At 69.1% G+C, this 12,738-nt stretch carries 11 protein-coding genes; 2 read left to right on the top strand and 9 right to left on the bottom strand.

Translation table 11 applies throughout. The annotated features are described in order from the left end of the window. Positions 1–378 (top strand): DoxX family protein, encoded by a 378-nt coding sequence (locus J2X65_RS12755; protein ID WP_310201512.1) that lies wholly within the window; start codon positions 1–3, stop codon positions 376–378. A 158-nt stretch (positions 379–536) separates the two neighbouring features. Here the strand turns inward: J2X65_RS12755 and J2X65_RS12760 are convergent, their stop codons facing one another. From J2X65_RS12760 to J2X65_RS12790, 7 genes are all read right to left on the bottom strand, one after another. Next, positions 537–2,522 (bottom strand): CocE/NonD family hydrolase, encoded by a 1,986-nt coding sequence (locus J2X65_RS12760; RefSeq protein ID WP_310201514.1) that lies wholly within the window; start codon positions 2,520–2,522, stop codon positions 537–539. Between the two features lie 11 nt (positions 2,523–2,533). After that, a complete protein-coding gene (locus J2X65_RS12765; protein ID WP_310201516.1) occupies positions 2,534–3,805 on the bottom strand; it encodes an MFS transporter in 1,272 nt (423 codons plus the stop codon). A gap of 85 nt (positions 3,806–3,890) precedes the next feature. Beyond that, positions 3,891–5,453 (bottom strand): ABC transporter substrate-binding protein, encoded by a 1,563-nt coding sequence (locus J2X65_RS12770; protein ID WP_310201518.1) that lies wholly within the window; start codon positions 5,451–5,453, stop codon positions 3,891–3,893. Then, positions 5,450–6,469 (bottom strand): ABC transporter ATP-binding protein, encoded by a 1,020-nt coding sequence (locus J2X65_RS12775; RefSeq protein ID WP_310201520.1) that lies wholly within the window; start codon positions 6,467–6,469, stop codon positions 5,450–5,452. Before J2X65_RS12775 ends, J2X65_RS12770 begins: the two co-directional genes overlap by 4 nt. After that, complete coding sequence (locus tag J2X65_RS12780; protein WP_310201522.1) at positions 6,466–7,419, bottom strand: ABC transporter ATP-binding protein; 954 nt, start codon at positions 7,417–7,419, stop codon at positions 6,466–6,468. Before J2X65_RS12780 ends, J2X65_RS12775 begins: the two co-directional genes overlap by 4 nt. 1 nt (position 7,420) lies before the next feature. Then, on the bottom strand, positions 7,421–8,320 hold the full coding sequence (locus J2X65_RS12785; protein WP_310201524.1) for an ABC transporter permease: 900 nt from the start codon (positions 8,318–8,320) through the stop codon (positions 7,421–7,423). Between the two features lie 2 nt (positions 8,321–8,322). After that, positions 8,323–9,267: an ABC transporter permease gene (locus J2X65_RS12790; protein WP_310201526.1), complete on the bottom strand. Its 945-nt coding sequence runs from the start codon at positions 9,265–9,267 to the stop codon at positions 8,323–8,325. 206 nt (positions 9,268–9,473) lie between these two features. Between J2X65_RS12790 and J2X65_RS12795 the strand changes: the two genes are divergently transcribed. Then, positions 9,474–10,190, top strand: coding sequence for a GntR family transcriptional regulator (locus J2X65_RS12795; RefSeq protein WP_310201528.1), 717 nt, complete (start codon positions 9,474–9,476; stop codon positions 10,188–10,190). Between the two features lie 84 nt (positions 10,191–10,274). On the opposite strand, the gene J2X65_RS12800 is transcribed toward J2X65_RS12795, so the two are convergent. Further along, positions 10,275–11,294: a Zn-dependent oxidoreductase gene (locus J2X65_RS12800; protein WP_310201530.1), complete on the bottom strand. Its 1,020-nt coding sequence runs from the start codon at positions 11,292–11,294 to the stop codon at positions 10,275–10,277. A gap of 39 nt (positions 11,295–11,333) precedes the next feature. Then, positions 11,334–12,737, bottom strand: coding sequence for a mannitol dehydrogenase family protein (locus tag J2X65_RS12805; RefSeq protein ID WP_310201532.1), 1,404 nt, complete (start codon positions 12,735–12,737; stop codon positions 11,334–11,336). Between the last annotated feature and the right edge of the window lies 1 nt (position 12,738).

Below are 12,738 nucleotides of genomic sequence, written 5' to 3' on the forward strand. Positions count from 1 at the left end.
ATGGAGAGGCTGGTCAATCCGCTCGCCGGCGCTGCCAGGCTGCTGCTGGCGGCGCTGTTCATCCATGAGGGCTGGCAGAAGATTGGCGCCTATGCCGATGTCGCCGGCTACATGGAAGCTCATGGCGTACCGGGACGGCTGTTACCGCTCGTCATCCTCACCGAACTCGGCGGAGGCCTGCTGGTCGCGGCCGGGCTGGCGACACGCTTCGTCGCCTTCGCGCTGGCGGGCTTCTGCCTGCTCGCCGCGCTGATCTTCCATGGCATCGGCGACCCCGACGCCCTGCTGCAATTCGAGAAGGATGTCGCCATCGCCGGCGGTTTCCTCGCACTCGCGGCTTTCGGCGCCGGGGCCTGGTCGCTCGATGCGCTCATCTGATGCAGACCGGCGCGCGGAAGAGCCGGAGACGCCGAAGCGCCGGCAAGATGGTCCCGCAGGCCATCTTCCGGTCGCCGGCAACCTCGGTACCCTCGGCGTGAAGCCGGCATGACGGGGCTTGGGCAGCTCCGCATGGATCGACCGCCGGTGCGGCCGGTTCAGTAATCGAAGCTGTGGCGCCACTGGCGGGAGAAGACGGGCGCGTCGTTCTCCAGCGCCTCGTAACGGGACTCCAGGACCAGCCTGCCGTCCTCCCAGAAAACATCGCTGCGGGTCTCAAGGCGGATCGCCCAGCCCGGCCGCTCATAGCGCTGCACACTCTCGAACCACGCCCGTGCCGAGGCCGGGTCGTCCGGCCGGATCGAGTAGCCGTGCAGGCCCCGCCCGCCGAGAGCGAGCGCGCCGAGCCGCCAGGTCTTGCGCTGGTTGGTGTTGACGAGCTCGCTCGCGCCGGTGGTGGCGTCCCAGGTGACGCGGCGGATGATGTCGCCGGGCTCGATGTCCTCGGAGGGGATCGGTGTCGCCGAGACGGGCGGGCCGAACGCCGGCAGGTCGTGCACGGCCTCTGCCGGCATGCCGGGCAGCAGGAACACGGTGGCGTCCGGATACAGCGTGACGGCGCCGTCATGATGCTCGGGCCAGACCATGGGCCAATAGGTCGTGGAGACGGCGAGCCGAATGCGGCAGCCGGCCGAGAAGCGGTAGGCGACGCCCTTGAGCGGGATTTCATATGAGAAGCGCTCGCCGGCGGCCACGCCTTGCGGACGGGTCACGCGGCGGATGGCGAAGGTCACGCGCGCCGAGGTGCCGTCCGGCGCCACTTCGTTCAGCCGAACGATGACGGTGGCCTTGGCGCCCTCCATGGCCATGTCGAGCTTGAGCCGGGGAATGCCGACGATCTCGACGGGCTCCTTGAGCACGGGTGTATCCCAGCACACCGAGAGCGCGTCGTCAGGCCGGTTGTCCGCCTGGAATTCCGGGCCGTCGCCGCCGCCGTCGAGCGGGCACCATTCCCCCGCATAGGCGCCGAGATGCTGGGGCGTATCGACCCGCACCGGGGCGGCGTCGGCGGCGGGCGCCGACGCTAGCCTGCGGTCGTCCGGGTGGAAGGCCTGCGGTGCGCCCTCGCAGGGCCAGCCCGGCACGGCGATCCAGCGCCCGCCGATTTGCGGATGGCGCGGATGCGGATTCAGCTCCTCGCCGACCCAGAGCCGCAGCATGGGCTCGTCCATGATGCCGGTCGGCTCGTCGAGCAGCCAGTGCCGCCACCAGCGCATGCATTCCTCGAGGAAGCCGATCTGGGGGCCGGGCACGCCCCAGTTGGGGTACATGTGCGTCCAGGGGCCGATCATGCCCTTGCGCGGCCCCTTCAGGTTCTGCATCAGCCGCAACACCGGGTCGGAATAGCCGTCCGCCCAGCCAGTGACGGCATAGACCGCGCAGTCGATGGCGTCGTAATCCTCGCAGACCGAGCCGTGCTTCCAGAAGGCGTCGCGCTCCATATGCGCGAACCAGCTCGCGAGCGGCGGCGTGATGTTCTCCAGCCGCTGCATCCACATGTCGCGCCAGCGCTCGCCGACATGGGCGGGGTCGGCCGGGCGGCCGAGCTGGGCGAACAGGCCGGCACCCCATTGCATGCCGTCGATCAGCAGGCCGCCGCCCATGAAATGCACGTCGTCGCTGTAGCGGTCGTCGGTCGAGCAGCAGGTGACGATGGCCTTCAGCGCCGGCGGACGGCGGGCGGCAATCTGCAGGCCGGCAAAGCCGCCCCAGGAGATGCCGATCATGCCGACCTTGCCGTTGCACCATTCCTGCGCGGCGAGCCAGGCGATGACCTCGCAGGCGTCGTCCTGTTCCTGCTTCAGATACTCGTCGAACAGCAGCCCCTCGGAGTTTCCGCTGCCGCGCAGGTCGACCCGCACCGAGGCGATGCCGTTCATGGCGAAATAGCCATGCACCATGGAATCGCCGATGGCGGTGTTGTCGGACTGGCGATAGGGGATCCATTCCAGCACGACGGGCACCTTTTCCGCCGCCGGCTTTTCCGGCAGCCACAGGCGGCCGGCGAGGACGACGCCGTCGGACAGCGTGATGGTGATCTGCTCGTAGGGCGCGGGCCGATCCCCGAGATAGGTGTTGTCCATGGTGCGGTCCTTCATGCGGTCTGGGATACGGGGTTCGGTTCGGTCAAGGGGGCTTCCGGAGGCCGCGGCAGCAGCGCGATGGCGAGCGCCGCGATCGAGCAGGCGAGTCCGCCGGCGACGAAGGTGAAGGGCATGCCGAGCCGGTCGCCGAGGGCGCCGACGATCAGCGAGCCGAACGGCACCGTGCCGAGCATCATCATCGCGTACATCGCCATCACCCGGCCGCGGAACGCCGGCGGGGTGAACTGCTGCAGCAGGGTGTTGGAGGCGAGGTTCTGCGACAGGATGGCGAAGCCCATCGGCAAAGCGAGCGCCGCGGTGAGCGGCAGGCTGTTCGAAAGGCCGATGCCGGTCTGGGTGAGACCCAGCAGCAGCGCGGACCATGCCGGATAGAGGCGCAGGATCGACAGCCGGTCGAACACGGTCAGCGTCACGGCGGCGATCACCGAGCCGATGCCGGTGATGCTCATCAACAGGCCCGCCACGCTGGCGTCGGAGTTCAGCATCTTGTCGGCGAGCACCGGCAGGAACGAGAAATAGGGCACGCTGGTGAAGCTGCAGATGCCGACGAGGACCAGGATGCGCGCGGCGCCCGCATGGCCGCGCACGAAGGCGAAGCCACGGCGCATCTCGATGACGAATGGCTCGCGCGCGCGCCGGAGCGGCGGCGGCACCTTGATCGTCAGCAGCATGACCAGCATCGGCACATAGGCGACCGCCTTGAGGATGAAGCACCAGCCCTCGCCGAAGCCGGCGACGATGGTGCCGCCCACCGCCGGGCCGACCAGCCGCGCGGCGTTGAACAGCATGGAATTGAGCGCGATGGCGTTGCGCAGGTCGTCGAGGCCGACCAGCTCGGCGACGAAGGCCTGCCGAGCCGGGCTGTCGAACGCCGCGACGATGCCGAGCGACAGCGTCAGCAGCAGCACGGTCTCGACCGTCACCCGGTCGGCGAGGGTGAGGAAGGCGAGCAGCGAGACCAGCACGATATAGGCGGCCTGCGTGCAGACCAGGAGCCGCCGGCGGTCGAGCCGGTCGACGATGGTTCCGCTCAGCGGACCCAGGAAGAAGGTCGGGCCGAGGTCGCACAGAGCGAGCAGGCCGAGCAGCCACGGCGAAGCGCTCAGCCGCCACATCAGCCAGCCGATGGCGATGGAATGGATCCACGACCCGACCACCAGCGGCATCTGGGCGAGGAAGTAGCGGCGATAGAGCGGGTTGCGCAGGGCGCGCCCGGCCCTTTGCCGCCAGCTCGGAAACGGTTCTTGTGCAGTGATTGTCATGAAGGCCACGCCAACGGCACCCGACGCCCGGCCATGACCGGCCGCCGGGGCGCTCCCGGCAGGAAGACCCTGCCGGGCCCTTCCATCATCCGGCGGAGAATTCGCGCAGCAGCGCCCACTGGCCGTCCGGCGTCCACGCGCCCTTCAGCGTCTTGGGCGACACCCAGGCGTTCACGCCGTGATAGAGGAAGACATAGGCACCGGTCTCCTCCAGCTTGTTCTGCAAGTCGACATAGACGGCCGCGCGCTTGGCCTCGTCCGGCTCCTCGGCCGCCTTGGCGTTCTCGGCGTCCCAGCCGGCGTCGCAGGTGCGCTGGAAGTTCCAGACGCCGACCTGGTCGCATTTGAACCATTCGGTCACCCAGCTCGGATCCGGCGCGGTGGTGAAGGTGACAAAGAACAGCTCGACCTCCTTCCAGGTGCCGCCCTTGGCGTCCTGCTGCTGGGCGGTGAGCGTCGCCCCGTCCATCTGCCGCACGTCGAGCGTGATGCCGACCGCCGCCAGCTGCGCCTGCATCACCTGGGCGGCGACCAGCAGGTCGGCGTCGGTGCCGAACTCGACCTTGATCCTGAGATCCTTGACGCCCGCCTCGGTGAGCAGCGCCTTGGCCGCCTCGGGGTCGTAGGGATAGAGCAGCTTGTCGCGGGCACCGAGCAGCGGCGGCGGGATGACGCCGAAGGCCGGCTGCACCGCCTCCCCGAATGTGCCCTCGATCACCTCGGGCACGTTGATCGCTCGCTGGATCGCCCGGCGCACGCGGACATCGGCCAGCTTCGGGTTCTCGATGTTCATGCCCATCCAGGTATAGGCGAGCGCCGGCTTCACCGTGAGGACGTCCTTGTCCTTCTTCTTGCGCTCGGCGATGGAGCTGATGTTGATCTGGGTGACGTCGAGGTCGCCGGCGTCGAAGGCGGTCTCCGCCGCCACCTTGTCGGCGAGCGGATAGAGCTGGATCTCGTCGAAATAGGGCTTCGGCCCCGGCCAGTCCGAGTTGCGCGTCAGGGTGATGCGCTCCTTGGGCTGCCATTTGGACAGCATGTAGGGGCCGGAGGTGGCGAGCGGATCGGTGGTGATCAGCCCGCCATTCTTCTCCACCGCCGCCTTGCAGACGATGAGGCCGGAGGCATGCGGCAGCGTCGAGGTGAACAGCGGCACGAAGGGCTTCTTGAGCCGGATGACGCCGGAATATTTGTCGGTGATCTCCACCTTGTCGAGCGCCGCCCAGTCCGAGGCGTAGACGGCGTTCACCTTCGGATCGGCGAAGCGCTCATAGGAGAATTTCACGTCCTCCGCGGTGACCTCGCCATAGCCGCCCGTCCATTTCAGGCCCGGCTTAAGCCTGAAGGGAATGGCAAGCGGATCCTTGGTGTCGATGCTCTCGGCGGCGTCGAGCTGCCAGCCCCATTCGTCGCCGGCCTTGAACTGCACCAGGCCGGAGAAGATGGCGAACATCACCGTCTCGTCGTACCAGCCGCCGCGCGTGGCCGGGTCGAGATTGCGGATGTCGCCGTCGTTGCGGATCTTCAGCGTCTTGCCCTCGATGGCGAAGGCGGCGCCGGTGCCGACAAGGCTCGTGCCCACCGCGCCAAGCGTGGCGGCGCTGAGCGTCTTCAACAATTGCCGGCGATCGAGAACGGGCGACTTCATGGCGTGCTCCGGGCGGGTTCGGGAGGGGCAGGGAAGGCGTGGGGGGCAGCGTCGCCGGCGGTCGCCAGCGGGAAATGGCAGCGCACCTGATGCAGCGGGCCGAGGATCCGCTCGGCGGGTGCCTCGCGCCGGCACAGCTCAGCGGCAAGCGGGCAGCGCGTGTGGAACGCGCAGCCGCGCGGGCGCCGTTTCAGGCTGGGCACCTCGCCCTTTAGCGGGGGTGGCGCGCCGGGGCGCCCATGGGCGGAGAGCAGCGCGCGCGTATAGGGATGCGCCGGACGCGCGAAGATCTCCGCCGTGCGGGCGCTCTCGACGATGCGGCCGAGATACATGACGGCGATGCGGTCGGTGACGTGGCGCGCCACGGCGAGATTGTGGGTGATGAACAGGAAGCTGACCGCGGATGCCGCCTGGATGGCGTTCAGGAGGTTCAGCAGCTCGCCCTGCACGGAGAGGTCGAGCCCGGCGGTCGGCTCGTCGGCGATCACCAGCTTCGGCCGCAGCGCCAAGGCGCGCGCCACCGTCACCCGCCGTGCCTGCCCGCCAGAGATCTGGTGCGGGAACCGGCCGGCGAAGTCCGGCGACAGGCCGACCTCGGCGAGCAGCTCGCCGGCGCGGCGGCGGCGCTCGGCGCGTCCGGCGCCGTTCACCGCGAGGGGCTCGGTGATCGAGGCGGCGAGCCGCATGCGCGGGTCGAGCGCCGCCATCGGATCCTGGAACATGAAGCCGACGTTGCGGCGCATCTCGCGCCAGAAACCGTCCTTCTCGCCGGTGGCGCTGGCGCCGGCGAGGGTGATCGAGCCCGACGCCATCGGCGTCAGCCCGCCAATGGCCCGCCCGAGCGTGGTCTTGCCGCTGCCGCTCTCGCCGACGAGGCCCAGCGTCTCGCCCGGACCGAGCGTCAGGCTGACACCGTCGAGCACCGTCACGTCGCGCGGCTCACCCCGCAACCGGTCCATGAGCGACCCGGACGGATAGCGCACGACGAGATCGTTGACCTCCAGCAGCGCCGTCATGCCGCCCCCGCGAAATGGCAGGCGGCATGCGAGGCGCCGATGCCGATGCGCACGGGCTTGTCGACGCGGCAGACCGGCTGCACGGAGGGGCACCGGGTGGAGAAGATGCAGCCGCCGGGAAGCGCGGCGGGACTCGGCACGGTGCCGGGAATGGTCGGCAAATGCCGCGAGGGCGTCTCGATCCGCGCCGGATCGCAGGCCAGCAGTGCGCGTGTATAGGGATGCTGCGGGTGTCCGAGAACGGCCTCGACCGGCCCGCTTTCCACCAGTTCACCGGCATACATGACGGCGACGTCGTCGCAGAGCCGGCCGACCACGCCCATGTCGTGCGTCACCAGGATGATCGAGCCGTCCACCTCGCCGCGCATGTCGCGGATGATTTCGATTACCTCGGCCTCGGTGGTGGCGTCGAGCGCGGTGGTCGGCTCGTCGGCGATCAGGAGCTTGGGCTGCACCAGCAGGGCGGCGGCGATGGCCACGCGCTGGCGCAGGCCGCCCGACAGCTGGTGCGGATACTGCTCCATTCGTACCGCGGGATCGGAGATGCCGACGCGGGCGATCATCTCCCGCGCCCGCTCGCGCTTCGCGCCGCGCGACAGATGCGTGAGCCGGTGCTGGAACTCGACGAGCTGCCGGCCGATCCGTATGACCGGGTTCAACGCGGTGAACGGATCCTGCGAGACGGTCGCCATCTCCCGGCCGCGCAGCGCGCGCCGCTCGCGCTCGCCGAGCGCATAGAGGTCCCGGCCGTCCAGCGCAATGCGCCCTTCGACCGAGGCGCCCTTCGGCAGCAGCGCCAGCATGGCGCTGACGAGGCTCGACTTGCCCGAGCCGCTCTCGCCGACGAGGCCGAGAACGCGCCCGCGCTCCAGCGCGAACGTGATGCCGCGTACCGCCCGCACATTGCCGTAGCTGATCGAGACGTCGCGAAGATCGACGATGGCGGCCATTTCAGCGTCCCCGCCCGCTCTTGGGATCGAGGACGTCGCGCAGGGCCTCGCCGAGGAAGGTGAAGGCGACGGTGGAGACGATGACCGGCAGGCCGGCGGCGATGGCGAGATGCGGCGCCTGCCGGATGAAGCTGTAGCCGTCGCTCAGCATCGTGCCCCAGCTCGGATCCGGCGGCTGGATGCCCTGGCCGAGGAAGGACAGGCCGGATTCGATGCCGATCACCGCCGGTATGTCCATGGCGATCAGCACGATGATCGGGCCGAGCAGGTTGGGCAGCAGGTGGGTGAGGGCGATGCGCGGCAGCGAGGCGCCCATGGATTGCGAGGCGGTGACGAAATCCATGCTGCGCAGCACCAGCACCTGGTTGCGCACCACCCGGAAATAGCCCGGCGCCATCGAGAAGGCGATGATGCCGATCAGCGTCGTCAGGCTCGGCCCGTAGATGGCGATGATGGCCAGCGCGAACAGGATCAGCGGCAGCGAGCGCATGGCGTCGCACAGGAGGAGCAGGGCCCCGTCGACCGCGCGGCGCCCGAGGCCGGCGACGATCCCCAGCCCGGCGCCGAGCGCCAGCGCCGCCAGCGTGCCCGACAGCGCCACCTTCAGGGCGACGCCGGTGCCGTAGATCACGCGCGACAGCACGTCCCGGCCGAGCTGGTCGGTGCCGAGCCAATGTTCCCAGGAGGGCGGCTGGAACCGCAGGCGCGGCGCGATCTTCACCGGGTCGTAGGGGGCGATCCACGGGGCGAAGAGGGCGCAGATCGCCAGCCCGACGACCACGACAAGCGCGATCAGGCCGACGGGATTGGCGAGGAAGCGTCGGGCGCCGCTCCAGGCGGGGGGCGTGCCCGCGGGTGTCGCCGGGGCGCCGGACGTCCCGATCTCGCTGGTCAACGCCACGCTCACCCCTCCTTGCGGATGCGCGGATCGAGCAGCGCCGCGATGAGGTCGGTGGCGAGATTGGCGCCGACATAGAGGAGCGTCGTGACCAGCACCGTGCCGACGAGCACGGGCGAGTTGCGCGAGGTGACCGCCGTGTGGGCGAGGGAGCCGAGGCCGGGACGCGAGAACACCACCTCGACCAGCACCGCGCCGGACAGCAGGTTGCCGAGCCCCACCCCGATCACCGCCACTACCGGGATCATCGCGATCGGCAGGGCGAAGCGCAGCGCGATGCGCATGTCCGAGATGCCGAAGGCGCGGTAGGTGCGGATATGGTTCTCCTGCAGGGTCTCCAGCAGCGAGGCGCGCACAAGGCGGGCGATGTAGCCGACCCAGCCGAGCCCCACGGCAAAGGCCGGCAGGACGAGATGGGCGATCTGGTCGCCGAGGTCGCCGGGCTCGCCGGCTCCCATGGCCGGCAGCCAGCCGAGCACCACCGCGAAGAGGATCAGCGAATAGATCGCCAGCAGGAAGGACGGCAGCGCGATGACCCCGGTGGAGAACAGGCCGATCAGCCGGTCCATCCAGCCATTGGGGCGCAGCGCGGAGACACAGCCGAGCGGAATGCCCAGCAGGATCGCCCAGCCAAGGCCGACCAGCGCGAGCACGATCGTCTTGGGCAGCGCACCCAGCACCAGCGCCGCGACCGGTTGCCGGGTCAGAAGGTCGGTGCCGAGATCGCCACGGGCAAGATTGCCGAGGAAGCGCAGGGCCTGTACCGGCACCGGCTGATCGAGTCCCATCTGCTGGCGGAACAGCTCCTTCTGCTCGGCGCTGGCGCGGGGGCCCAGCGCGATCGTCGCGGGATCGCCGGGAACCAGATAGATGAGGCAGAACAGGATGATGACTGCCGTCAGCAGCACGCCGGCGGCAAGGCACACCTGTCTGATCACGTAGCTGCCCACGTGCCGGTTCTCCGCTGCGCTGTTCCCCGCGGCGCCGTGTTGCCGGTCGTCCGCGCCGATCGTGAAGGTCTGATCTTTCACGTGATATATTTAGTGATATGCTACGAATGACGTCGCGCTGCGCAAGCCCGTTTTTTGTGCAGCGCGCCATTTTGTCGAGACGCCGATTCTGCTTTGGATGGGCAGCGGATCAGGAGGAGGTCGTGATGAGCGATTCGGCGATCACCGAGGCCCGGCGGATACGGCCTGCCAGGCTCTCATTGACCGATCAGGCCTATCACCGGATCCGCCGGGAGATCATGGCCTGCAACCTGGAGCCAGGGCTCGAATTCACCGAGCTCGACATCGCCGAACGCTTCGCCATGAGCAAGACGCCCGTGCGGGAGGCACTCCTGCGGCTGCAGTTCGAAGGGCTGGTGAAGTCCTATCCGCGGCGGGGATACGTGGTGGAGCCGATCAAGATCTCCGACATCAACGAGATATTCGACACGCGCATCGTGCTGGAAGGCGGGGCCATGGACCTCGCCGTGCAGCGGGCGACGCAACAGGACATCGACGAGCTCCACACCATCGCACGTTCGATTTCCGATGCCGTCTACCGGGTGGAGCCGGACCGATCCAACAACGTGAACAACATGTTCCATGAGCGCCTGGTGATCGCGGCGCGCAACACGCGCCTGCACCGATCCGTCGTCCAGATGCTGAACGAGCTCGAGCGCTTCTTCTATATCGAGGCGCAGGCGACGACGGCCTATCCCGTGCAATATGCCAGCCATCTCGACATCGTCGCGGCGCTCGAAAAACGCGACGCCACGGCGGCGCGCGCGGCCATCGTCGATCACATCGAGGGCACGCGGCATGTGCTGCTCGCCTCCCTCGTGGTGAACCGGCCTACGACGGCGCGAGGCGTTTTGGTACGGTAGCGCAGGCGGGATGGTGCCTGTCCGCAAAACTCGCGTCTGTCTTGCGGAACGATCGACCCGCCGCGGCGCGGGTCAGGCTGCCGTTCACGCATCGAAGGCGAGCTGAACCTTCAACGTGCGTTCGGGATGCTGCTCGACGAGATCGAAGGCGGCGCGCGCCTCCTGCGCGGGGAAGGTTTGGGTGATCATGCCCGCCGGCTTCAGAGCGCCGCTTTCGAGCCAGCCGACCACCTCGGGAATGAACCGGCGGTTCAACCGCGAGCCGACCAGCGTCAGTTCCTTGCGGACGATTTCCTGCTGGCTGACATTGCACGGCGCCGGCGAGAAGCCGAGCAGGCCGATGCGCCCGGCCGGCGCCGCAAGGCGGCAGGCTTCCGCCAGCAGAGCGGGAATGCCGGCGCCGTCGATGACGACGGATGGGACGAGGCCGTCGAGTTCGCCGGCGACCGCCTCGCCGACGGAACGCTCCCTCGAGTGGACGACCAGATCGGCGCCGAACGTGCGCGCCCTTTCGAGGCGGTCCGCATCGATATCTGCCACGATGCAGCGGGCACCGCGCATCTTCGCGACCTGCAGCACGGTGATGCCGACCGTGCCGGCCCCGTAGATCAGCACCACGTCGTCCCTCGTGCATGCGGTGCGCCACAGCACGTTCGCCGCCACCGCCAACGGCTCGGCCAGCGCCGCGACATCAAAGCCGAGCGACGGCGCGATCTTCACCGCATTGGCCTCCGGCACGATGGCCACCGAGCGGAACCCGCCGTCGCGATGCACGCCGATGACCTGCAATTTCGCGCAGACATTGGAGCGTCCGGTGCGGCAGGGGTGGCAATGGCCGCAGGAGATGACGGGATCGGCCACCACATGATCGCCGATGGCAAGATGCGACACGCCCGCGCCGAGCGCCGACACCACGCCCGCGAACTCATGGCCGATGATGCGCGGATAGGTCACGAACGGGTTGGACCCGTGAAGAATGTGCATGTCCGAGCCGCAAATCCCGGCACGGCGAACGGAGATTGCGACTTCGCCCGGTCCCGGCGCCGTTGCTTCCCGTGTGTCCACCAGCAGGGCGTGGGGTTCGCGGACCGAGATCGTGACCATGAGGATGATCCTGTTGCGGAATGATGCGGTGTGGCCGCCTCAGCGGCCAGCCGCGTCCAGTGTCGCGAGATGGGCATCGACCCGCTGCCGCCAGCCGTTGGCGGAAACCAGTTCGCGCGGGAACAGCCCAGGCAGCGCGAAGAACGGCGCCGAGCCTGTCTGCGAGGCGGCAGCGGCGAGTTCGGCCGCGCGCGGATCGTCCACCGGTCCCATGCGCCTGACATAGGCGAGCCAGAGCGCGGTGACATAGGCGAAGGCGTCGGCGTCTCCGCCGGACGCCAGGGCCTCGACCGCTGGCGCGAAGATCCGCTGCGGCAGCTTCTGCGTGCCATCCATGGCGATCTGCGCCGTCCGATGGGCAATCGCCGGGTTGGCGAAGCGGGCGACAAGCTGCGCGCGATAGGCGGCAAGGTCGAGGCCCGGCACCGGGTCCAGCGTCGCGGCCGCCGCCTCCATATGCGCGCGCACCCGCGCCACGTGCTCGGGCAGCGCCATCACGTCGCGCACATAGTCGAGGCCGTGCAGCTGGCCGAGATAGGCGATGAGCGAATGCGACCCGTTGAGCAGCCGCAGCTTCATCTTCTCATAGGGCGCGACATCGGTGACGAACAGTGCGCCACCGGCTTCCCAGGCGGGCCGGCCGTCGACGAAGTCGTCCTCGATCACCCATTGGGCGAAAGCCTCGGTCTCCAGCGCCAGCCTGTCCTGCGCCCCGATGAGGGCCGCCGCGCGGGCGCGGGTCCCCTCGGCCGCGGCCGGCACGATGCGGTCGACCATGCTGGAGGGAAAGCGCCCCTTCGCGGCGATCCACGCGGCGAGCGCGGCGTCGCGACGTTCGGCCATGTCCAGCACGAGACGGCGCACGAGGCGGCCATTGGAGGGAAGATTGTCGCAGCACAGCACGGTGAAGGGCGGCAGATCGGCGGCGCGGCGGCGTGCCAGCCCTTCGACGAGGACGCCGACCACGCCGGTCGGGGCGTGTGGCGTGGCGAGGTCCACTGTGACCGCCGGGTGTGCCGGATCGAGGCCTCCGGTCGAGGGGTCGATTCCGTAGGCCTTCTCGCTGACCGTCAGGGTGACGATGCGGATGGCCGGATCGGCCAGCAGCGCCAGCACGCGCGCGCGCTGCTGCGTCGCCGCGACGGCGTCGATCTCGGCACCGATCACGCGGGCGGTGTCGCCATCGGCGTCGCGGGTGACGACGGTGTAGAAGCCGCCCTGCGCGTGCATCTCCTGCACGATGTCGGTCGAGCGCAGGCTCACCCCGACAATGCCCCACGGGCCGAACGCCGCCGCCAGCGCGGCATCGGTATAAACGGCCTGATGGGCGCGGTGGAAGGCGCCGAGGCCGATATGGACGATGCCCGGCGTCAGCGCCGTGCGGTCATAGGCCGGGCGCTGGACATGCGCCGGCAGCGCGGTTGTGGGTGAGAGCCGCTCCATG

The sequence above is a fragment of the Ancylobacter sp. 3268 genome (genome assembly GCF_031456575.1).
GTDB lineage: Bacteria > Pseudomonadota > Alphaproteobacteria > Rhizobiales > Xanthobacteraceae > Ancylobacter.